The organism is Pseudoalteromonas sp. AWH4_217, assembly GCF_056161105.1.
In genome coordinates this window covers 132,006-153,723 of record NZ_JBSWYM010000007.1, presented here as the reverse complement: position 1 = coordinate 153,723, position 21,718 = coordinate 132,006, and the positions used below count along the sequence as shown (strand labels likewise).

Sequence of the window (21,718 nt, the reverse complement as noted above, 5' to 3'; positions counted from 1 at the left end):
TATCTTGCTGAGTTGGTAACAGCAGATAAGCGCACAGGCCCGGGAGCGAAGGGTTAGCCCGCAGGATGTTTACTGGCGTGTCCTATTGTGCGCATTGCCAGCTTCTCGGCACGATCGTACAAGGATTTTGGCAACAGGCTGGTCAGGGCACAGCACCAGGTCAATGCGGTGCGGCCAGGTTCTTCCAGTAAAATGCGAATGTCGGTAAACAGCGCTTTGTGGATCAGTTTAAGTGCGGCTGCGGTGTTGCGAGATTGCACTGCACGGCGGCTCAGGTATCTGAGCTGATACGCGCGTGCCAGCGAGCCACATTGCTTAAAAAACTGCGCATGGCTGCGACGGTGTTTATTGACCGCGCTTTCCCAGCTCTGATATTGCTTTTGCAGGTTAGCTGACAAACCACTGGCATTGACGCGATAAAAGGTCAGCGGCTCTGGGATCCCCGCAAAAGTCGCATCGGTATACAGCGCCAGGCGCAGCCACATCTCTATGTCTTCTGATTGTCTGAGGTTTTCATCGAAATACTGACGCCAGCTGCGGGTTTCATCGTGAAACGCCACTTTTTCCAGTGCGGCTGCACGGATCACCGGCGCTGACCCATTGCCAACCGGATTGCGGCAAAAAATGGTTTTGGCATCAATGTTGTCTAATTTCGGAAACTGGCCAATGCCCAGTTGTTTATTGTCATCATCCACAAACAAAGAAGGACAATAACTGACATCAACATTGGGATGGCGATTCAAATGTGCGACGTGTTTTTCCAGTTTATTGACTGCCCAGTAGTCATCGGCATCCAGCAGGGCGATATAAACGCCCCGGGCGTTGCGGATCCCAGTGTTGCGCGCTCCGGACAGGCCCCGGTTTTGCTGGCGAATAATATGGATCCGATGATCTTTATAATCTCTCAGATAGCTCAGTGTATTATCGCTGCAGCCATCATCAACACAGATCACCTCAAAATTTTGATAGGTCTGGTTGAGTACTGAACAGATGCATTTATCAATATATTTTTCAACGTTGTACATAGGTATGATGATGCTGACAACGGGTTTTGAGTTAATCACATAGTTAGTCATAATGGGCTCCGGATCATAAAGAAGATTTTGTTGCGCCAGCGTGACAACGTCTTAGCGCAAAGTCTGCCAATGGAAAGAGCAGCCACAAGGCGCTACAGCTGACCAGTACGGCGGCAAGTAAATCGGGTTGGCCTGGCTGTATCATTAACAGCCCAACCAGTGAAATCACTAAACAGTAAGCATTCAGTTGGCACTCTCGGGCAAACCGGCCTGCGGCACGTTGCATGACGGCGTAGCTGTCTGTCCATACTGTGCTGGTGGCTATCAGGCACAGCAGCGCACTGGTGGTAAAACTACCCTGCCAATGTTCATTGAATAACACTGGCACATACCAGGGAACCAGCACGGCCTGAAGAATAAAAATTGCAGACACAGCCGCAGTGATCGCGAGCAGCAGGTGACTGTGTCTGGTGCCAAAATTGCCTGCGTTTTTAAGTTTGCAAACAAATGGGTAGAGTGCGGTGGTGTAGGCCTGAGCGACAGATATCGCCAGACCCACGCCCACGCTTTTGGCAAAACTGTAGAGACCGAACAGCTCCGGGGTCAGCAGACGTGCTGCCACGAACATGTCCATATTCACACGTAGTGAGCGCAAGATTTCGCTGCCTGCAAGCTGTGTTGATGCACCAAGTAAGCGGGAAAAAACAGCCTTACTGTAATGTCCGGCCATAGACGATGAAGGGACGAAGGCAAAGCATCCCAGCCAAAGCAGGGTGAATGCCCATTTGCCGATCACGACGGCCAGCAGCCCTGCACCGAGGTAAAGTGCCGCAGCCAGAGCCAGATTTTCGGTGATAATACACACGCTGCTGATCAGGCCAAACAGACCCATCTGGTTTCGGCGTTGCATCAGAAACACCTGATTACAGACTAACGGAAATACCAGGTAAGTCAGTGCCATCAGGGCAATCAGCAAAGTCATGTCCTGACCCGGAAACATCCAGCTGCTGGCCAGTGCGACCAGAATCTGCACGACACATAGTGCGCCACATAACAGCCATTGCAGTAACCGACCGTTTTTCAGAAAAGCGGGTAATTCGTCATCGCTGGCGCGGATCACCTGAGCACCAGCACCAGAGCGCAGTAACAGCCTCAACACTTCATGTACCGTCAGGGCAAGCATCGCCGTGCCATACTCGGTGGCAGACAGGCAAGCGGCCATCGCCATGATACTGATCAGCCGCGAAGCCTTGGCAACCACCTCTGCACCTATGAGGTAGGAGGTATTGCTGAGCAGGGTCCGCATTGTGCTGGTTGGATGTGTCATGGCATCGCTCTCTTGATATCGGATACCTTTACTAACCAAAATCCGTACCAAGGCGCTCAAATGCTCGCAATCAACCTGTGAGAATTATTTAATGTTTTGAATATAAAGGTTTTTTAATTAATTGTAGCAGGGCGGCTATAAAGCCGAAGCTGATGTGATGAGGAGACATTGGCAAAGATAAATGCACGCAGATTGCATTTTGCGACGCCGGTTTTTGCAATTTGCAATCTGCGTATTTGGCAGAGCCCGATAAAATCAGGCGCCTGTGTTCTTGTCTCCCCACTGCTGTATTTTACGGTACAAAGTAGACGGGCTGACTTCCAGTAAACTGGCTGCTTTCACCACATTGTCATCGCATGCTGCAATGGCTTTTTCGATGGCAATTCGCTCTACCTCGGCCAGCGAGCAGATTTGATTTTCAGATGGGATGTCGGCTGCCTGCTGAGGCGATGCATAGCCGTTTTCCTGCACGCTGACTGATTGTTGCGGTGCTCTGCTTTGTATCGGCCCAGAGCCACCAGACTGACCATTGAGCAAAGCCTGGGCATCGCTGGGTTTGAGTTTAAGCTGCATTTGCAAAGTGTCTTCGGTGATCAGTGGCCCGTCTGACATCACCACACAACTGTGGACCAGGTTTTCGAGCTGGCGCACATTACCCGGCCAGTCGTAGTTTAAGATCAACTGCTCTGCAGCAGGTGAAAAACCAACAAAGACTTTGTTTTCGAGCTCGCTGAACTTACTCAGGAAGTGCTGCGCGATTTGTAACGCGTCATGATCGCGTTCATGCAATGCAGGCAAATCAATGGCGATGACATTGAGGCGATAAAACAAGTCTTCGCGTAAACGCTGATCAGCAATGGCCTGATGAGGCTCACGGTTAGTTGCACAGATAAATCGGACATCGACCTTTTCTTCTTTGCCGCTGCCGACTTTCTGGAAGGTTCCCGACTGCACAAAGCGCAGGATCTTGGCCTGCAAATTCATGTCCATCTCACCAATTTCATCCAGAAACAGGGTACCGCCATCTGCCTGCGTCGCTGCACCATCCCGATTGGTAACGGCACCCGAGAAGGCGCCTTTGATATGACCAAAGATCTCGGATTCCATCAGCTCGCTGGGAATGGCGGCGCAGTTAATACACACCAAAGGTTTGTCTTTGCGGGTGCTGGCACGATGAATGGCATCGGCAGCCAGCTCTTTACCCGTTCCACTGGGCCCGGTGATAAACACATTGGCCTGGCTGGGGCCGGCTTTTTCAATGGCCTTATAGACCATTTGCATGGCAATGGAGTCGCCAACAAAGCGATAAAATTGCGAGCGAATTGAGCTGCGGTAGCGCTGCAGGCTGGCACGTAACATATTACGTTCAGCAACCAGCATCTTTGTCTGTATTGCCTGTTCGAGGGTCAGCTTGATATTACTCATGTCGAACGGCTTTTGCATGTAACCCCAGACTTTACCCTGGTTAATGGCGTCAATCAGGTCTTCCACTTCAGTAAAGGCGGTCAGCATCATGCGAATGGTATCGGGAAATCGCTCTGCAACCTGAGCCAGGAACTCAATGCCTGACATGTTGGGCATCATTTTATCCGACACCACCACGTCGATAGGGTGCTGTTCTAACAAGGCCAGGCCTTCTTCTCCACTTTGCGCGGTAAACACAGTGTAGGGCTCATTTTGGAGCGCGCGCTTGAGTGAGCGCAGAATAAGGGGTTCGTCATCGACAAACAGCAAGGTAATGTTAGTAACTGGTTCCATGTAATCCTGCCAGAGTTAATGCGTGTTAATAGAAGTATTACACAGTCTTAGACAAATTGAAGCATTTATACCGTGGAGTTTATGGTGATAAATAAAACCGCCTGCCAGAGGTGAATGGCAGACGGTTTTGCGAGGAATGGTTTGTCGGCTCAGTTGAATTGATGTGCCACTGTGGTTGTTTGCATGCTCAGTTCGCTAAGCAAATGGTTGTCTTGCAGCATGCCGTCCACACTAATCAGCAGTGTTTTGTAATTAACCGGAACGTCCAGAGTCATGGTGATTTGACCGGCACTGTTGAAGCGGGTGGTCGCCAGTAGTGCTTTGTCTGCTATAGCCTGGTCTTCGTAGCTTTCTACAACCTCGTGCAGGGCATACACTTTGACCATTTTATTTGCCAGACTTGCACCTAAAACGTCTTGTCCGCTCAGATCCAGTGTAACCGTCTTACTGGTGCTAAAGTTAAAATCCGCTTTCACATGCAAGTCGTTGGAGGTTTCGGCCTGGCTGTCGAGCAAACTGGGGTCAGGCTCGTAACTGAGGGCAGGTTCAGCGGGTGTGACGCTCGTATCCTGCTGGTCTGAAGTCGTGTCCGTGGACACTGTTGTGTTGGTGTTACTTGCAGACGTACTGGTCGTATTGCTGCTTGAGGTTGCGGAACTTGGTGTGCCGCCCTCACCACCGCCGCCACCGCCACAGGCACTCAGGGTGGAACAAACAAACGTTAGGGTAAAAAGTTTAGTGAATGTATTCATGATCGTATCCTCTTAGTGTGCGCTGAAAGTATGGGTGGTGCGTTCGTTGGTCATAAACCAGTCCTGAGCGTGTTCGCCGTTGCTTTCTACCCAGGTTTCATAAGCGGGATACGCCCAAATCACATCGAGATACTCTCTGGGGTAATGCCAGTCATTACTGATCATCAGTGCCCATGGCAGGTTCTCGGCCGTTCTGAAATAGCGTCCCGACTGCGCACTGGATGTGTCGTCCGCATTGCCAAAGCGACTGGTATCAAACTTGTCTGTCGGTGGGTAATCCGCCAGATGAATTTCCAGAGAACGGTCTTGTGTGCGGTACAAGAAGAAATCGAAGTCATTCACACTGAGCGTATCCAGACCTTGTTCAAAGCTGACATCGAAGGTGTAAGGCACGGGCTCAAAATAGTCACAGGTCATCACGGTATTAAAGTGCTGGCACTGGCCAGATTGACCTGTGTTAGTGAATACATGGGCGTTACTCCACAGCGATAAAACCGCATTACTTTGCCCGTCTTCAGCAAGTTTGTCATAGCTTTGGCCATTTATGGTCAAGGTCGCTTGTTTTACGAGCGCCGGATCGCTGTTCATCAGACGAAGCCCAAAGCCATTCTGATAAGCTGCGCCGCGCGCAGTGATCCAGCCGTTGATGATAAAGCCGCTGATTTGATTGTCGGCATTGTAGGTCATTCGGATACGTTGTTTGACGACCAAATCGTTCATGTCGTGGTCGCCGCGTGCGGGCCAGTTATCTTCAAATGCCAGTGTTGTTACGCCTTGTGCGCTGGGAAAGTACTGGCTGTACGCACGATTAAAGTCGTTGGGAAACTCATCCTGTTCGTCTTCGATGCCATCCGCATCGCTGTCGTTTTGCTCTGGCATAACGGTCAGGTTAAGGGACGAAATCGCAGAGGCCGGGGAGCTTTTAACACTGAAAACCGCATCGTTGAAATCGTTATCGCCCCAGGTACGTGGTAAATCTTCAAACCCGATTACCACTTCCTGTTGTTCTTCATCCAGTAACAGTACGCAATGCTGGCGCAGGGTTTCGTCGCTTTCCGGGTTAAGGTCAGACAACGAATAATAGTAGGGAGTTTTAAAAGGTTTTACGCCGGTGTAGTACCAAAAGCCGTTCGCAGCGATAAAGAAGCCGATACTGGTGCCTGCCGGGAACTCACCTATGCTTACGCGGTGGCCGTTAGTCAGGTGCGGATAACTGAGGTTGGGAAAGACAATGGTTTCCTGCACTTCCTCTGGGGTTTGAGGCGGATTTTGCGGATCAAAGGTGAAATAGCCAAAAGAGTTTTTGTAGCCTGCGCCTTCGTGAATAAAGGTAACAAATACCTCGGCGTCTTCACTCAGGTGAATGGTCGAGCCTTCATCGCCTGTGATAAAGGCTTCGTTTACTCTGGCCTCTGGCAGCGCATTTTGGATACGCTGGAAAAACGCCGGGTTGTACTGGTCGCGTGTGTAAATCAGCGAATCTGGCTTACCCGTGGACTGGTTGTAGCCACCGGGCCACGCCTGTCCAGACTGGAATTGCCAGACATACTGACCATCAACTTGTTGGACTGCGCCGGCGGTGAAAGAGAGAAGCCCTGAGGCCAGTAAGGGATACAGCAGGTTAAATCGTTTCATAATCGTCGCTCCAAATGAAAAGGGTGTAGATTGATTCTGTAAGGACCATTTCACGAAGCATGCCAAAAAATAATGCTCCTATAATCAGTGGGTTATGTTTTTGATTTGAACGGGAAGCGCTTTTTTCGCAAATTGCACTGCATTGCGCTTTGCAAACAAAAAATAGCCAGCCATTTTTGAAAGCCACCCGGGCAAGTAGTGAGAAATTGTGTTTAATGTGCTGTTTTTTGCGATCGGTGCAATACTTGCTTGAGCAGGGAAAACGATAAAGGAGGTGAGTATGAGCGTTAATCGATCACACACTTTGGTGTTTAGTGTTGCCCTGAATGGTTACCAGTGGCGTTACCGACGTTATCTAAACAGCCAGCGCCGCTACGCCAGGCGTATGGGGTACGACTATGTGGTGGTTACACGTCCCTGGTTTAACAGGCTGGGGGCGGAGTGCTGCTGGCTCAAATTATTCTTGCTCAAGGCCGCACTGCTTTCTGGCTATAAACAGGTCCTGTTTGTGGATGCTGATGCCTGTATTCAGACGACGTGCCCAGCACTAGAAACATTATACGACGAAGACACCTTTTTACACCTGGCAAGAGGCTACAGTGGCGCGTTTAATTCCGGGGTGATGCTGATGCGCAACTGTGCCCGGGCAATTGAGTGGCTCGACACCCTGATTGCGGCCATGACTCAGCCTGTGGCTGAGTCGCAAGGAATAGGCTGGGGTGAAAATGGCCATGTGATCCATTATGCCAACAACTGTGACGGGGTGGCGGAGCTGGACCGGCGCTGGAACAACACCTATGACGCAGAGCTGACTGACTACATCCGCCACTTTAACTATGGACCGCTGAAATGCTCCTGGCTGGATAAGTGTTTCCACACTCTTATTTTTAAATGTTCACGTCTGTTGTTGGGCTATAGTCTGTCCCGACCTGATCAGCAGGCAGGCAAGCTGGGTGTAGTTCAGCTGCGTATTCCTGCAACTCTGGCGCAAATTCAGCAGCTATATCCGCGTTATTTTCCCTCTGTCTGAGCGCCGCACGGCGCTTCTCAAAATAAAAAAATTCCCAAAATGCAACGCACTTTTGCTTCTTAAAAAAACACTGAAAACCAACAAACTCATTTGTAATCAGGCATTTAAAATTTGGCATGGTCCTCGCTATATTCTTGTCGTGAACAGATAAGCACCGGAGGACGCGATGTCATTTAATCTCACTACATCATCACCAGAATCAGGCGAGGCCACAGTACGTAAAGCATTGCGTTTTTGTGTTGCCCTGATATTGATTGCAGCATTATTGCCCGTGTTCTCTGTTAATTGTGTGCTGGCTTTACTGTGGTTCAAAGCGCCGCTAAAACGCCTGACCTGGATTGACATCAGCGCGCAGCCAGTGCGTTTATATTGCTGGCAGGCAGGGCTGTTTAAACGCAGCGCTGCCATTTTAAATGTGCTGGGTGGCACGATACGCTTTGTTGGCAACCCGTTAGTACGCGACGGTGTGAGTATTCCTGTGATCAGGCGTTTCCATTCCCCCTGCAGCAGACCAGGCCTTTTCGACAGCCTGTGGCTGTATAGTTTGACCGGGCTCAGTGTTAAAGCGCCTTTAGCGTTGCTGCAGCAGCAAAGAGATCAGAGTGTGCTTGCTGATACCTGTTTGGTTATCAAGGTGATGCTGTGCCTGTGCTTGTATCGCAAGTCTGCACCCATGCCATCACACAGCAAACTATTTGGCATCCCGTTCAGTAATACACGCATGCAAACGGCGGTCGACTGGATTGTTCAGGGGGCCCAGCAGCAACCGTTACAGTCTGCATGCCGAGCGGCCTATTACATCAACGTCAACTCAGTTAATTTGTCGGCGGCGAATGCCCGTCTTTATCAGGCGCTACAGAGCAGCGACCGCAACTTTATCGACGGGTCAGGCATGCGTATCGCGGCGCGTCAGGCAGGAATGGGCCTGGCCGATAACAATAACGGCACAGACATGCTGCCGGCGCTTTGCAAAGCCGCCGTTGAGCGCAAGCGTTCTTTATTTCTGCTGGGTGCACAACCGGGTGTTGCCGAGCAGGCGGCCAGCAATTTACGTCAGCAGTATCCCGGATTGCACATTGCCGGTGTTCATCATGGTTATTTCGATGATGACGAGCAAGTCTGCAACACCATTAATCAAAGCGGCGCCGACATAGTGCTGGTGGCGCTGGGGTCGCCTCGTCAGGAAATCTGGATAGATAACAACAAGCATAAACTCCAGGCACAGTGTGCACTGGCTGTGGGCGGATTGTTCGATTTTTTCTCTGGCAATATAGCGCGTGCGCCAATGTGGATGAGAGAGCTGGGTCTTGAGTGGATCTGGCGCCTGATCCAGGAACCCAGAGCTAAATTTAACCGCTATGTGCTAGGTAACCCGATTTTTCTATTCCGTGTTTACGTTTTACAACAAGCTTTGCGAGGATTTTAATCATGTATAGCATCAAAAAAACCACAGCAACTCAGTTCACTCCAGTAACTCCGTCTGCATCTGCGCAGGTTAAACTGGATGGTCGTCACCATGGTATTCCGGCCTGCTTACAGCGCCTGGCTGCGATAACCGGATTACTGCTGCTCAGCCCGTTTCTGCTGGTTCTGATAGCGTTAATCAAACTGGAAAGTCAGGGTCCCTGTGTGTACAAGCAGGTCCGGGTGGGTAAGCTGGGTCGTCGCTTCACTATGTATAAGTTTCGCTCTATGTATATGCCGGAAGATCCGCGTTTCCGTAACCCTGATCCGGCTCAAAGCGACCGTGAAGGGGTCTGTGCTAAGTATCGTAATGACCCACGCATTACCCGCATTGGCGCATTTATCCGTAAGTACTCAATTGATGAGCTACCCCAGCTGATGAATGTGGTGCGTGGCGACATGCTGTTGATTGGCCCGCGTCCGGCGCTGGAAAAAGAGGTGCATGCTTACAAACAGCATGAGTTAGGACGCTTGAACAGTGAACAGGGTCTGACTGGCTTGTGGCAGGTGACTGGTCGTGCCGATACCACATTTGCGCAACAGGTTCAGCTGGACAAGCAATATATTATGGAGCAAAGCGCGCTGAATGATGTGAGCATTTTGCTCAAGACCATTCCGTGTGTTATTGGTGCCAAAGGCGCTTATTAAACTCAGCAGGAGCTACTATCTTGAACCCGATTTGTCATTTCCCATAAAACCACCGCTCAGTCGGTGGTTTTTCTTTTTTATAAACTCATTTCTATTTTGATAATTGCAGTGTGACAACGCGTCGCCTTTTGCAAATTAGCATTTGTATGAACGTGGAAAAACAATGAAATGCATTTAAAAACAATGGCTTAAATTTTGGCATGAGAGCTGCAGTCACTTAGTATCTTAACTTAGCGAGGCAGCACAATGACAGCAAAAAACAAAGCTTATATTGTCGGCTACTATGGCATGCGTAACAGCGGTGACGATGCGCTTATGCTGGCAGCGGCGATGGGCGCCCGGCGTTTTCTGGGCAGTGAACAGCTCACCATCAGCGCACCTGACAACGACCCTTTGGTCAATCAGTTGGGGTGCAGTGGACAACAGCCATTGCTGTTTCGCGGTCACCAGAGGCTGTGGCATTACCGTCATGCCTATAGTGCAAACCATGTCATTTTTGGCGGTGGCTCGGTATTGCACAGCAGCCGCGATATTGCCCTTAAGCGCCACATGATGGCTCTGAGTGGTCGCAAACAGGCTATGGCGCTGGGTGTGGGCATTGAGTCATTCAAAACTCTGGATGATGAACAGCAGTGTAAGAAGTTTTTGAACGAATGCGGGCTGGTCACCCTGCGTGACAAGCAAAGCTATGAGATTGCCAAGTCACTGGCACCTCAGGCAAACCTGAAGCACACCTTTGACCTTGCGCCTTCTTTGTTGCATCACCTGAAAGGGAGACTGAACCCGGTGGCGCGTCAGGGAATTGCTTTTAATTTTTGCCCGCAATCCATAGACGCGTTTGGCAATGTCAACGAGCACAATGAACTGTGCCGGATTGCCAAAGCCGTTGACCTTATTACCACAGTGTGGAGTTTTACCAACGAAGACATTTATCTGGTGGATCTGAACGATCAGACAAAAGGCAGTGACAGAGCAATCCACGACAAAATAGTGGCTCGCCTGCCTGAGTATGTGCGGGTTAAGCGGATCCACTATGTGGCGAATCCGGCCAGTATTTTACAGTGTATGGCGATGTTCAGGGTCATGGTGGGGATGCGGCTACATGCACAAATTTATGCCTATATGACGCAAACGCCTTTTATCAGCCTGCAATATCACGCCAAATGCACGCAGTGGTGTGAACAGATTGGCTTGCCTGAGCAGTACGCCTTTGACGCCAACGAATTCAGTCCGGACACCCTGTTCCGGGTGATGTATCGCGGCCTCGAACGCGGTTTCGATGCACCAACTCTGGGCCTGGATCAGGCCATCACTTTGTCACTTTCTAACTGGAGCGAAAACTATGAACAGCATTCAATTCACAGTCGTTATTCCACTGTACAATAAAAGCGAGTGTATTGTCCGGGCGCTGCAAAGTGTTCATACACAACACCATCAGGCCGCTGAAATCATAGTCGTTGACGACGGCTCTACTGATGACAGTCCGCAAAAAGTGATTGATCTGGGCCTGCCTAATCTGCGCCTGGTACGTCAGAGCAATCAGGGCGTCTCTGCTGCACGCAATAAAGGCGTTAAAGCTGCAAGCAATGAGTATGTGGCATTTCTTGATGCCGATGATACCTGGAGCCCCTTCTTTTTGGCACGTATGGCGGAATTGATCCAGACCTTTCCACAGGCAGGCCTGTTTGCCTCACGCTATCAAAAGGTGCTGGATAATGGTGAGTATATCGATGCCAAAATCGCACTGACCAACTGGGCACCAGAGGGATATGAGATGGACAACTACTTTGAAGTGGCGGCGAACGGCGACTTACCTTTTACTATGTCGAGCTTAGTGGTTGATAAAAAGGCATTTAACCAGCTGGGCGGTTTTCCGGTCGGTGAATGGATGGGAGAAGATCAGAGTTTCTATGTACAGGCTGCACTGAAGTCGCGTATTGCGTATTCTCCTGCAATTGAGAGCTTTTACTTTCTGGGCGCACCGGGCAGTGCCTGTGATAAAGCGCCGCCGTCGCAGCTGTGTCCGTTTGCTGAGCGTTTACTGACTGCCATTAAAAACGGTGAGGTGGCGCACACTGCGATGGCCCATAAATATGTGGCGACCCACATCTGCGACCTGGCCAAACGCAATATTAAGCATCGTTTATACGGCCATGCACTGCGCTTGCTGGCCAATCCGGTGGCACGCGCCAAGCCACTACACTGGAGCGCCTATATGATGTTAAGCGTTTTCAGAGGGGTATTATCGCGTATGTCCCTGGGGATTATTCGTTAATTCTGCTGTCGGCATTTACAGGGCATTGCAGCAGGTATCTGGTTTTCGCTAGGAGCTTGTCGTCTGGCCAGTCGATGACCTGTATTCTTTTTTGCCGGGGCTGTTGTGGAGGTAAGGTAACGACAGTCCCATTATGCGAGAAATATCGGAGGCGGGCTCATCAATTGGTGTCAAATCGCTCAACGCATTGCCTCCCGGGTTTTACTTTTGCAGATTACCTGAAGCTGACACCCAATTGAGTGCCAGCCGCAGGCAGAGCTTCGCTGTGTTACTGCCGGGCTCTGAGGGTATCTATGATGCTGGCATCGACCCAGTATATATCAACATTCTTGTTGTCGTCACTGACGCCGCGGTTAAAAAGCAGGTATTTACCATCGGGTGTCACTGTGGCGTAGGCATCCCATTTATCTGAGTTGACGGACTCACCCATATTGATTGCTTTTCCCCAGCTGCCGTCTTGTTGTTTAAAGCTGATATACAGATCGGAATCGCCAAAGCCGTCTTCGCGTTCGCTGTCCCAGATAAGATAGCTCTCATCGGGCGCGATAAAGGGGTGGGCGGTCATTTCCCCGGAGTTGACCACCTTACTCATGACCTTTGGCGCTTGTCGCTGGCCATCTTTGATCTTAGAGATACGCACTACTTTATTTTTATAATCGTCAAAGACATAAGTGCCTTTTTGGGATGCAGATAAGCGCATAATGCCAAAGTCCTCGCGGTCAAACATCGGGCCCAGACTTTGGCGCTCTGTCCAGTTATCGCCCTTGCGGTCCCGGTAGCCTTCGGCCATATGCATGCGCTGGCCATCGGGCGAAAAGCTCACTTCGCCGATCCGTAAAAACTCGGTAAACTTTACCCAGGTATTGTTCTGTTGTCTGAACCCAATCACAGTCGGGCGAAAACCGGTTTTGTTGGGCCCTTCATAGACACCCCGGTCAAGGGTAAAGTAAAACTCCTGCATGCCGGGTGCAAAAACGCCTTCCAGCTCCCAGTCTGCTTTTGAAATAATACCCGGGGCAAAGGGCTCAGCAGTCATGCCTGGTGGTTTCTGGCCCATTAACGGGCCTGTCAGGGTGCCGAATTCTCCCTTCGCCTGCACCAAGGTACTGGCCAGCAAGGTACTTAATGCGATAGTTGTCAGGGTTACAGGTTTCATAGTGTGTCTCCTTGCGTTGTGCGTTGTGATAACCATTTGATTGCATACACGCCAGTCAGGGGAGCGGCGCTCTGGTGGGTGCCTTCTATCTCGGCCAGCTCAACATGCAGCTGGGGGTTGTTTTGTTTTTTCAGAAAGCTAAACAGCGCTTTGATATGCGGGCTTAGCTTGTCTTCCAGGGTGCCGTGCGACAAATAGACGTTGGCTTTTGTTTTCGGTGCCCCCTGGTTGCGTGCTCCAAGAAGCTGCGGAAGGCGCCACACCGACGGGCTGCCAAGCAGATAGTTATCAAAGGTATCGGGCTGAGTCAGTAAAGTATAGGCGCCAAATAACCCACCCATGGAGTAGCCAAAGTAACTGTCGTTACCGGGCTTAACACGATAGTGTTGCTCAATATAAGGCTTGACCTGATTGCGGATAAAGTCGATATGGGCATTGGCTCCGCCAAATTGGTATTTTGCCTGATTGTCGGGTTTGGTAGAGGGCGCAAATGAGTAATCACGGAAACGGCTGACGTGTGCGCCTTCTTCTTTGAGCAAAGGCGCTGGCATATTGGTTTGCCAGGAAATACCGACCAGGATCGCGTCTTCCATCAAAAAGTAGGCGGCAGAGGCCAGCATTTCAATGTGCCAGGTCATATCGGTGTAATACAGCACCGGATGTTGCTTTTGTGCTGAATAATTCTCGGGCAGCTGGATAACCAGTTCATACGTCCGTTCGGTGCCAGCCTGAGTCAGCTGAACAACCTGGGTACGGGGTATTTCATAGGGCTCAGGTTTGTTACCAGCCAGTAGCTGCATTGGCAGTAGCAGAATAAAAATTAAAATAAAGATGTTATGGGTCATCGTCGTTCCTCTGTCATTTCAGGTCGCAGTGTGAACGGGTTTGTCACAGCGGGTAACGACACTGTATTGAATAGCCTAAAAAACACATGATGTTTCCTTGATATTCGGCTGAATTCTTTATCCTAATATTAAAAGTGTATTTATCAGTTGGTTAGTTTGTGTATTCAGGTGGAGGTGACTCTCAGGTATGTTCTGTATTGAGAGTTTCGCGCTCAAATTTACTGGAGTTGGATTACAAAAGTGGCATTAAATTGGGTGGGTCAGAGAGCCGCTCACCTGGAAAAGACAGGTCGATGTACCGTTTTTTGTGGGCTGATGACGCAAGTGCGCTGGCTTAACGGAGGAGCTGGCACTCAGTGAAGTGTGCCAGCTGTGTGTCTTTTTACTGACACTTTTTCGCAGTGATGTCGGCCTCGGTCAGGGTCATTTTTTCAGGAGAAATGACGACTTTCTCAGTCGCTGAGCCGACAACCAGAGAGCCACTGCCTACCGTGATGTTGCCACCATAAATAATGTACTGCAGCGTGTTATCTTCATCCACTTCAAACGCCAGGCTGGGCTCTGCGTCTTTAAGTTTAAAGTGGCGCAGGTTTTCATCATATTCAAAGCTCAGGCCATTGAACTTTTGGTTGGGGGTTGAAGCAGAAGGAGCCGCATAACAGTCTTTATTGTTGCCGGTAATGTCATTCAGATCATCAAACACCTGATACTTACCATCAGCAGAAATCACAACAACCGCTTTATTGCCCTGGAAAGTGGCATCGTAAACGCCAACGATAGGCGCAAACTTGTCAGACTTTTCAGGTGTCTGAGTATTAGCCGTACCGGTGTTTGCTTGTGTTTGTGACGAGGTGTCGGCTGCCTTGTTATCCGAGCCAGAGCCGCCGCCACAGGCTGTGAGTGTGAGCGTCATGCACAAAGGAAGCAGTGCCTTTTTAATCATGGATAAAATCCTTATACCTTAAAAAGGTCCGAATCTTAAAGAACTGATGCTTTATTTGCAATAAAAGTGCCGTTCAGTTGATGGCGTTTGCTCAAATATAAACCACCCTTGCGGGCGGCAGTTGACAACCCCTTAGCCTGATGCAATTGGTTTTTAAACTGCACACTTAAGCTGAAGACTTTAATTGAGCTCGATGGTTTGGCTAAAAATCAAACAAGGTTTTGATAGACTGCTCTTTAAGCTTATCCATTTCGACTTTGATTTGTGGTCCCTTAACTCCTTTGGCGATGACATCCTGTGCCCTGACTTGTGCAGCAAGGTGAAGTGCCTGCGCCAGCATGTTGCAGCGCTGCGCCAGTTCATCACTGAAAGTGCGGGCTGCTTTGCACAGTAAAGTCAGGCGTTGTGGTCGTCGCGATGCATCCAGTAGCGTGAAAAGTTGCATGATAGTGGCAGGCTGCCAGTCGGGACCCTGTAGCAATGGCAATGCGGTTTGCAGGTCGCGCAGTGCTTCGCTATAGGCTTTTGGGATCTTATAGTCCTGTTCCAGATTATAGCCCTCAAGCTGAGCATCATGCTGCCACAGTGCAAAGCTGACCGTTAGAAAATCAGGGTCTTGTTTGTCCAGCTGAGCAATACGCGATTGCAAAACTGTGCTGTTTTGTGTGCTCCAGTTAGCCAGCCAGGGCAGCACCAGGTGGAGTGCATTCAGGCTGGTCAGTACCTCAGAAAAGACCTCAATGGCACCATCTTTGAGTGACTTTTCAATCTCCAGCCAGACCCGCTCTTTGGTCAGAGTAGCCAGTTCACCCTCATCAACCATACGGTGCATTAAAGCCTGCGTTTCTGGTGCGATGGTAAAACCAAGATGATGATAGCGAGCAGCAAAGCGGGCTACTCGCAGCACGCGCAGAGGATCTTCAGCAAAGGCATCACTGACATGGCGCAGGATACGCGCTTCCAGGTCTTGTTGCCCCTGATACGGGTCTATTAATGTACCATCCTGATCCCGGGCAATGGCATTGACCGTGAGATCACGGCGCATCAGGTCTTCTTCCAGCGTGATGCTTGGGGCAAAATCACAAATAAACCCGGTATAGCCCTGGCCCTGTTTTCGCTCAGTGCGGGCAAGGGCATGTTCGTCTTTGCTTTGGGGGTGTAAAAATACCGGAAAGTCTTTGCCAACTTGCTGATAGCCCAGAGATTGCATTTGTTCAGGGGTGGCACCCACCACCACATAATCGCGCTCCAGAACAGGGCGTCCAAGGAGTTGATCACGCACTGCGCCACCGACCAGGTAAATTTTCATGGTAAATTCCGTATTGAAAAAGCAAACAAGGTTTTAACTTGTGCCGTTTTTTTGCCATTATAGGCCCCATTCTAACAAGAAAGAGACGAGCCGTGTATTTACGATATTTTGGTCTGACCGAAAAGCCGTTTTCGATAGCACCAAACCCGGAGTTTTTGTTCCTAAGCGAACGCCATAAGGAAGCGCTTGCTCATCTGACTTATGGCCTGGGCGATGCTGGTGGTTTTGTGTTGCTGACCGGGGAGGTGGGAACAGGTAAAACCACAGTGACCCGCAGCATGCTGGCACAGTTGCCCGAATCTACGCAGGTGGCATTTATCCTCAACCCGGCGTTGTCGGAAATGGAACTGCTTGCAAGTATCTGTGATGAACTGAACATAGACTACGACGCAGACAATGCGACGCTTAAGTCACTGACCGATGTCATTAAAGCACGCCTGCTGGAGAATCATCAGCAGGGCGGCCACACTATGTTGATCATTGATGAGGCGCAACACCTTGCTGCTGACGTGCTGGAGCAATTGCGATTACTTACTAATCTGGAGACCGACCATAAAAAACTATTACAGATAGTGCTTGTGGGTCAGCCGGAACTCCAGCAGTTACTCAAACGCAATGAGTTGCGTCAGTTAGCACAGCGTATTACGGCTCGGTATCATTTATTACCGCTGACAGAGTCTCAGGTTTTTGCCTATGTGAAGCATCGTCTCAATAAGGCCGGTTGCCAGACCAGCCTGTTTGAACCTCAGGCCATTGCCTATATGCATCAGGTGACGGCTGGTATTCCGCGGCTGATTAACTTGCTGGCCGACCGCTGTTTACTCGGTGCCTACTCTGCACAGCAACAAGTGGTGACTAAGGCCGTCGCAATTCAGGCAGCCAAAGAAGCTTTGCCACTGGATTTGGTTCCGCAGGCAAAAGAGCAAAGGATGAATATGCCGGTACTGGTCTCTGGCTGGGTGGCCGCCATGTTTATGTGTGGCATCGGTCTTTCATATATTTTTTAGTGGTGTGATATGTCGTACCTAATCAATGCATTAAAACAATCTCAACAAATCGACTCTGAGCAGGATTATCAACAATCACGTCATGAGCAACAGGTCCGTTTCTATCGCCGTCTAAGTCTGTCTCTGGGTGGCGCGCTGATCAGCGTATGTGCTTTGGGCGCTGGCTATTTTGTCGGTGAAGCCTTTCAGGAGAGGCAGGCCGACGCAGTGGTTGCGAAAACAGCCGCTGAGCACGATGACACCGCAAATGTTACAGTGGCGAATCAGGCAGAGAAACAAGACAGCCCCGCCACTGCCGCAGCGCCAATAACGGCCGTGCCGGCAAATGTTCAGGTGCCCCATAATCAGGTTGCTATGGGTAATCCGGTTGTTGCTCAGACTGGTCAGATTGTCAGTCAACCAGTGAGTCAGGGTGTCAATCCGGCGATTAATCCTGTCATGCATAACGCGCAGCGTCAGATCCACTATCAGTGGATGTCAGTCCAGGTTGGTTTTGATGCTCAGGGGCAACCGGTTTATTCGCAACAGCTGGTACCGGTCTCTGCCAATGGGCAGATTGTTCAGCAACCAGTCGGCAATCAGTATACAGCGGTACAGCAAGGTTTCCGGCCCAATAACCAGCCTGTTTATGCGACCAATCAGGGGCTCCCGAATCAGCAGCCGCTGGAAGATCTAAGCGGCTATCGGGTACTGGGTGTGCCACTGGAGCAATCTCGAGCCAATGCTGCCCGACAAGAAGCACAACGCCAGGAAGCCGAGGCCCTTGCTGGCGTGCCTGATGAATTAAAGAAAGCGTTTGAACAGGCTGTGGAAGAAACCGCGCCTAAGTCGGATCGTATTGTCTCAGAAGTCTTGTCCAGCACCCGTGGGTCGGCCAGAGCAACGCCCGTTGAGTTACTGCCAGAGCAGCTACAAAACAGCCTGCCAAGGTTGCGTTACCAGGCTCATATTTACGCCACCGATGCTCAAAAGCGTTGGATTAAACTGAATAACCGTGAATTGTATGAAGGCGATAACATGGGTGCCCTGCAGCTGGTGGAAATCACCCCAGAGCAAGCCATGTTCGATTTTGATGGGATAGAGTTTACCCTGCAGGCGATGCAAGACTGGCCTGACAACCAGTAACACTTATACCAACTACACATTGCTATTATTCAGGGCATCATGGTGTGGCGGAAAAAGCGGATCAGATCAATGCTGAACTCTTCCGGTTTGATCGCCGCTTCCAGCTCATCGGTCACACGCTTATCTGCCAGGTCAATGTCTTTTACTTCGGTATAAAGCATGTTTTTGGCGTGATAAAACACTTTCACCACTGGCTTAAGAGGCTCGTTGGGGTTACTTGACGCCACTATGCCAATACGCTCACTTTTGAGTTTGACCAGAGTGCCAACCGGGTACACGCCAATACAGTTAATAAAATGGGCCAGCAGATCGGCATCATAATGCGCCGGTGTGCCTTCTTTTAAAATACGAAAGGCGCGGATTGGAGTTAACCCTACCTTGTAGACGCGTTCTGCTGTCAGGGCATCGTAAACATCAACGATGGCTGCCATGCGAACATACTGAGACAGGTCATCACCTTGTTTACCAAAGGGGTAACCACTGCCATCCAGACGTTCATGGTGAAAGCCCGCAATCTCTGTGGCTATCTGGCCCAGTCCGCTTTCGCCAACAATCTCATAGCTGTATTTGGCATGGGTCATCATTTGCTGATATTCGTTGTCGGTGAGCTTACCGGGTTTATTAAGGATTTCGTTTGGCACCTTGATTTTGCCAATGTCATGCAACAAGGCGCCGGTGGCGAGCTGCTCGATAATGTCGCGTTCAAGGCCAAGGTGTTTAGCAAAAATGCTCATCAGAATAGACACATTCAGTGAGTGCTCGAGTAAATAGCTGTCTTTTTCACGGATCCGGGCAATGCAGGCCAGTGCGTCCTGATTGCGAAAAATGGAGTCAATAAACCCCGAAGCCGTTTGTTTAAACTCTTCAACCGAAATGGCTTTACCAGCTTTGACGTCAGCGAAGGCTTTTTCCTGCAGTCCTTTGGCTTCCTCGTATAAGGCACTTGCATGGTCCAGCTCGGCCTCAACACTGGTGCTTTTGTGCCAGGGGTCATGCACCGTGACATTATCCTGATGTGGTTCATTTTGCGGTTCAGACTGAACTTTGGTTTTGGCCTGCAGGGTTTTGTCCGGATCGATTTCTACTTCGAGCACGCCCGCTTTTTGTAAAGAGCCGATGGCGCCTTCGGTGCGCACCCAGCCCTGACTTTTAACGCGTACGTGTCCTGCCTGTCGGGTGACACTGACCACAAACATACCAGGCTTTAAGTCATTGATAGTAATCGTTTTCACGGCTGCAATTTGATGGTTGTTCAGACTTTAAGCTTAGCAAAAGTTATGCAGAAAGAAAGGAATAATCGGTGCGGCTGCGCCTTTTATCATCGCCCTGACACCGCAAAGAGGTTGCAATTAGAAAAATTTCTTCGCAAGCTGGTTATCCAAAAAAAACGGTAAGAATAATAACGATGAAAACACTACTATCTGCACTATCGCTGGCGTTGGCGAGTCATTGCGCGCTGGCCTATCAACTGGATACCCAGGTATCCCGGGCTTTGCCTGAGTTAGAGGCACTCTATTTGCATCTGCATCAAAACCCCGAACTGTCCTACCAGGAAGAGCTGACCGCAAAGCGACTGGCGCATGAACTTCAAAAACTGGGATTTGACGTGACCGAGCAGGTCGGCGGACATGGCGTGGTTGGATTGCTGCGCAACGGTGAGGGGCCAACAGTGATGATCCGCGCCGATACCGATGGCTTACCAATTGTTGAGCAAACCGGTAAACCCTATGCATCTAAAGTGCGGGTTAAAGATGCCAACAACAACGAAGTCGGTGTCATGCATGGGTGTGGCCATGATATTCATATGACCAGCTTTATTGGTACCGCTCAGCAGCTGGCGAATAACCGCGATCAGTGGCAGGGTACCCTGATGATGGTCGCTCAACCCGCAGAAGAAGTCGGGGCTGGTGCGAAAGCCATGCTTAAGGAAGGCTTATTTAGCCGCTTTGCTAAGCCCGATCATGTTCTGGGGCTACATGTCAGTGCGTCGTTACCGGCAGGGCAGGTTGCCATTGCACCGGGCTATGCACTGGCCAATGTTGACTCGGTAGACATCATAGTGCGCGGCAAAGGCGGTCACGGTGCCTATCCTCATACCACAGTTGACCCAGTGGTGCTGGCATCACGCATTGTACTGGCGGCGCAAACCATTACCAGCCGCGAAATTTCGCCGTTAAAACCTTCGGTGATCACGGTAGGCTCCATTCATGGTGGTTCAAAACACAATATCATTTCTAACGAAGTTAAACTTCAGCTGACACTGCGCTCATATGACCCCGCTGTCCGCGAGCAGCAAATTGCCGCACTGGAGCGCATGACCAGGGGGATTGCTCAAAGTGCGGGCTTGCCGCCTGAACTCGCCCCAATTGTGTATGTTCATGAAGAAGAGAGCATTCCTTCAACCTATAACACGCCTGAGCTCGCTGTGCGGGTTGAAAAGAGCATTCGTACTGAGCTTGGTGATGAACACGTTGTTAAGGCAGAGCCTGTGATGGCCGGTGAAGATTTTGGCTTGTATGGCCGTACTCCGGAAAATATCCCGGCAACGATTTTCTGGTTGGGTGGGGTTGAGCCCGAAGCATATCAGCAGGCTCAGTTTTCAGGTGAAGCACTGCCGTCATTGCACTCGAGCAAGTTTGCACCGGACTATCCGCTGACCATAAAAACCGGCGTACGTGCCATGACCGCCAGCGCGCTGGATCTGTTTAAAACGGCACAGGTGCAATAAAGGTCATCCTCTGTTCAGATTCTGGGTGACTGATCTGCAGCATTTCTGCGTGCAACTGAAGCCGGGATGCTGCTGCCAGCGCTTCACCTTGCGAGTAGAGGCGATCTCCTAAAATGGGGTGGCCGAGTGATAGCATATGCACCCGTAACTGGTGGGAGCGTCCGGTGATCGGGGTAAGCTTGACGCGGGTTGCCATGGCTTCGTGTGATAACACTTCAAAATGGGTTAATGAAGGCTTGCCGGTCTCGTGGCAGACCATTTGCTTTGGACGGTTTGGCCAGTCGCAGATCAGTGGTAGATCCACAGAGCCCTGTTCCTGTTTCAGATGACCATGCACGCGGGCAATATAACGTTTAGCAGTCAGACGATCCTGAAATTGCATACTCAGAAATCGATGCGCTGCTTTATGCATGGCCAGACACAGCACACCGGATGTTGCCATATCCAGACGATGGACTATCTTTGCGTTGGGAAACACCAGATTAACCCGGCTGATCACACTGTCCCAGTGCTTTGGATCTTTACCCGGCACGCTCAGCAAGCCACTGGGTTTGTTTAACACCAGCATGTGTTCGTCCTGATAGAGAATATCAAGATAGGGATCGGTGGGAGGAGCGTAATTGACTAACACAAATAACCTGCAACTGGCATCGACTTCAAGGGCCGACATTTTACCTAGCGTGAGGCGAAAAGGCCAATC

Annotated in this window: 19 protein-coding genes; 8 read left to right on the top strand and 11 right to left on the bottom strand. The window is 50.3% G+C overall.

The features are described from left to right. Window positions 1-53 precede the first annotated feature (53 nt). The 5 genes from ACXAH1_RS10520 to ACXAH1_RS10500 form a co-directional block, all read right to left on the bottom strand. Window positions 54-1,076, bottom strand: a complete 1,023-nt coding sequence (locus ACXAH1_RS10520) for a glycosyltransferase family 2 protein (RefSeq protein ID WP_475196567.1) — start codon at window positions 1,074-1,076, stop codon at window positions 54-56. Window positions 1,077-1,089: 13 nt separating this feature from the next. Then, window positions 1,090-2,343, bottom strand: coding sequence for an oligosaccharide flippase family protein (locus tag ACXAH1_RS10515; RefSeq protein WP_475196566.1), 1,254 nt, complete (start codon window positions 2,341-2,343; stop codon window positions 1,090-1,092). A gap of 255 nt (window positions 2,344-2,598) precedes the next feature. Then, the gene (locus ACXAH1_RS10510) at window positions 2,599-4,101 is read right to left on the bottom strand and encodes a sigma-54-dependent transcriptional regulator (protein WP_475196565.1); all 1,503 of its coding nucleotides are present in this window, start codon (window positions 4,099-4,101) and stop codon (window positions 2,599-2,601) included. Window positions 4,102-4,250: 149 nt separating this feature from the next. Next, complete coding sequence (locus ACXAH1_RS10505) at window positions 4,251-4,853, bottom strand: hypothetical protein (RefSeq protein ID WP_475196563.1); 603 nt, start codon at window positions 4,851-4,853, stop codon at window positions 4,251-4,253. Window positions 4,854-4,865: 12 nt separating this feature from the next. Beyond that, window positions 4,866-6,488, bottom strand: a complete 1,623-nt coding sequence (locus tag ACXAH1_RS10500; RefSeq protein ID WP_475196561.1) for an LruC domain-containing protein — start codon at window positions 6,486-6,488, stop codon at window positions 4,866-4,868. A gap of 280 nt (window positions 6,489-6,768) precedes the next feature. On the opposite strand from ACXAH1_RS10500, the gene ACXAH1_RS10495 reads away from it, so the two are divergent. From ACXAH1_RS10495 to ACXAH1_RS10475, 5 genes are all read left to right on the top strand, one after another. Next, a complete protein-coding gene (locus tag ACXAH1_RS10495) occupies window positions 6,769-7,518 on the top strand; it encodes a hypothetical protein (protein ID WP_475196560.1) in 750 nt (249 codons plus the stop codon). Between the two features lie 166 nt (window positions 7,519-7,684). Further along, window positions 7,685-8,944, top strand: coding sequence for a WecB/TagA/CpsF family glycosyltransferase (locus ACXAH1_RS10490; RefSeq protein WP_475196559.1), 1,260 nt, complete (start codon window positions 7,685-7,687; stop codon window positions 8,942-8,944). A 2-nt stretch (window positions 8,945-8,946) separates the two neighbouring features. Then, a complete protein-coding gene (locus ACXAH1_RS10485) occupies window positions 8,947-9,630 on the top strand; it encodes a sugar transferase (RefSeq protein WP_475196558.1) in 684 nt (227 codons plus the stop codon). 246 nt (window positions 9,631-9,876) lie between these two features. Next, complete coding sequence (locus ACXAH1_RS10480; RefSeq protein ID WP_475196556.1) at window positions 9,877-11,016, top strand: polysaccharide pyruvyl transferase family protein; 1,140 nt, start codon at window positions 9,877-9,879, stop codon at window positions 11,014-11,016. Continuing rightward, entirely contained in the window at window positions 10,973-11,905 is a 933-nt protein-coding gene (locus tag ACXAH1_RS10475) for a glycosyltransferase family 2 protein (protein ID WP_475196555.1), read from the top strand. The genes ACXAH1_RS10480 and ACXAH1_RS10475 overlap by 44 nt, the downstream gene beginning before the upstream one ends. Before the next feature lie 268 nt (window positions 11,906-12,173). On the opposite strand, the gene ACXAH1_RS10470 is transcribed toward ACXAH1_RS10475, so the two are convergent. The 4 genes from ACXAH1_RS10470 to ACXAH1_RS10455 all read right to left on the bottom strand — a co-directional run bounded on the left by ACXAH1_RS10470 (window position 12,174) and on the right by ACXAH1_RS10455 (window position 16,158). Then, the gene (locus ACXAH1_RS10470) at window positions 12,174-13,061 is read right to left on the bottom strand and encodes a TolB family protein (RefSeq protein ID WP_475196553.1); all 888 of its coding nucleotides are present in this window, start codon (window positions 13,059-13,061) and stop codon (window positions 12,174-12,176) included. Next, complete coding sequence (locus ACXAH1_RS10465; protein WP_475196551.1) at window positions 13,058-13,906, bottom strand: alpha/beta hydrolase; 849 nt, start codon at window positions 13,904-13,906, stop codon at window positions 13,058-13,060. The genes ACXAH1_RS10470 and ACXAH1_RS10465 overlap by 4 nt, the downstream gene beginning before the upstream one ends. 382 nt (window positions 13,907-14,288) lie before the next feature. Then, window positions 14,289-14,849, bottom strand: a complete 561-nt coding sequence (locus tag ACXAH1_RS10460) for a hypothetical protein (protein ID WP_475196549.1) — start codon at window positions 14,847-14,849, stop codon at window positions 14,289-14,291. Window positions 14,850-15,051: 202 nt separating this feature from the next. Beyond that, window positions 15,052-16,158 (bottom strand): tRNA nucleotidyltransferase/poly(A) polymerase-related protein, encoded by a 1,107-nt coding sequence (locus ACXAH1_RS10455; RefSeq protein WP_475196547.1) that lies wholly within the window; start codon window positions 16,156-16,158, stop codon window positions 15,052-15,054. Window positions 16,159-16,250: 92 nt separating this feature from the next. Here ACXAH1_RS10455 and ACXAH1_RS10450 point away from each other — a divergent pair, with 92 nt between their 5' ends. Beyond that, entirely contained in the window at window positions 16,251-17,165 is a 915-nt protein-coding gene (locus tag ACXAH1_RS10450; RefSeq protein ID WP_475196546.1) for an ExeA family protein, read from the top strand. 9 nt (window positions 17,166-17,174) lie between these two features. Then, window positions 17,175-18,290, top strand: coding sequence for a general secretion pathway protein GspB (locus ACXAH1_RS10445; protein WP_475196544.1), 1,116 nt, complete (start codon window positions 17,175-17,177; stop codon window positions 18,288-18,290). 29 nt (window positions 18,291-18,319) lie between these two features. Here the strand turns inward: ACXAH1_RS10445 and ACXAH1_RS10440 are convergent, their stop codons facing one another. Then, the gene (locus tag ACXAH1_RS10440; RefSeq protein ID WP_475196541.1) at window positions 18,320-19,522 is read right to left on the bottom strand and encodes an HD-GYP domain-containing protein; all 1,203 of its coding nucleotides are present in this window, start codon (window positions 19,520-19,522) and stop codon (window positions 18,320-18,322) included. Window positions 19,523-19,695: 173 nt separating this feature from the next. Between ACXAH1_RS10440 and ACXAH1_RS10435 the strand changes: the two genes are divergently transcribed. Beyond that, window positions 19,696-21,018: an amidohydrolase gene (locus ACXAH1_RS10435; protein ID WP_475196539.1), complete on the top strand. Its 1,323-nt coding sequence runs from the start codon at window positions 19,696-19,698 to the stop codon at window positions 21,016-21,018. Here the strand turns inward: ACXAH1_RS10435 and rluA are convergent. Beyond that, window positions 20,996-21,649: a bifunctional tRNA pseudouridine(32) synthase/23S rRNA pseudouridine(746) synthase RluA gene (gene rluA / locus ACXAH1_RS10430; protein WP_475196742.1), complete on the bottom strand. Its 654-nt coding sequence runs from the start codon at window positions 21,647-21,649 to the stop codon at window positions 20,996-20,998. The genes ACXAH1_RS10435 and rluA overlap by 23 nt on opposite strands. Window positions 21,650-21,718 lie beyond the last annotated feature (69 nt).

Excerpts from the sequence above, each read along its gene's own strand:
- ACXAH1_RS10455 (WP_475196547.1), bottom strand. The coding sequence starts at position 16,158 with ATGAAAATTTACCTGGTCGGTGGCGCAGTGCGTGATCAACTCCTTGGA.
- ACXAH1_RS10480 (WP_475196556.1), top strand. The coding sequence starts at position 9,877 with ATGACAGCAAAAAACAAAGCTTATATTGTCGGCTACTATGGCATGCGT.
- ACXAH1_RS10475 (WP_475196555.1), top strand. The coding sequence starts at position 10,973 with ATGAACAGCATTCAATTCACAGTCGTTATTCCACTGTACAATAAAAGC.
- ACXAH1_RS10445 (WP_475196544.1), top strand. The coding sequence starts at position 17,175 with ATGTCGTACCTAATCAATGCATTAAAACAATCTCAACAAATCGACTCT.
- ACXAH1_RS10520 (WP_475196567.1), bottom strand. The coding sequence starts at position 1,076 with ATGACTAACTATGTGATTAACTCAAAACCCGTTGTCAGCATCATCATA.
- ACXAH1_RS10505 (WP_475196563.1), bottom strand. The coding sequence starts at position 4,853 with ATGAATACATTCACTAAACTTTTTACCCTAACGTTTGTTTGTTCCACC.
- ACXAH1_RS10460 (WP_475196549.1), bottom strand. The coding sequence starts at position 14,849 with ATGATTAAAAAGGCACTGCTTCCTTTGTGCATGACGCTCACACTCACA.
- ACXAH1_RS10470 (WP_475196553.1), bottom strand. The coding sequence starts at position 13,061 with ATGAAACCTGTAACCCTGACAACTATCGCATTAAGTACCTTGCTGGCC.
- ACXAH1_RS10435 (WP_475196539.1), top strand. The coding sequence starts at position 19,696 with ATGAAAACACTACTATCTGCACTATCGCTGGCGTTGGCGAGTCATTGC.
- ACXAH1_RS10485 (WP_475196558.1), top strand. The coding sequence starts at position 8,947 with ATGTATAGCATCAAAAAAACCACAGCAACTCAGTTCACTCCAGTAACT.
- ACXAH1_RS10490 (WP_475196559.1), top strand. The coding sequence starts at position 7,685 with ATGTCATTTAATCTCACTACATCATCACCAGAATCAGGCGAGGCCACA.
- ACXAH1_RS10495 (WP_475196560.1), top strand. The coding sequence starts at position 6,769 with ATGAGCGTTAATCGATCACACACTTTGGTGTTTAGTGTTGCCCTGAAT.
- ACXAH1_RS10465 (WP_475196551.1), bottom strand. The coding sequence starts at position 13,906 with ATGACCCATAACATCTTTATTTTAATTTTTATTCTGCTACTGCCAATG.
- ACXAH1_RS10510 (WP_475196565.1), bottom strand. The coding sequence starts at position 4,101 with ATGGAACCAGTTACTAACATTACCTTGCTGTTTGTCGATGACGAACCC.
- ACXAH1_RS10500 (WP_475196561.1), bottom strand. The coding sequence starts at position 6,488 with ATGAAACGATTTAACCTGCTGTATCCCTTACTGGCCTCAGGGCTTCTC.
- ACXAH1_RS10515 (WP_475196566.1), bottom strand. The coding sequence starts at position 2,343 with ATGACACATCCAACCAGCACAATGCGGACCCTGCTCAGCAATACCTCC.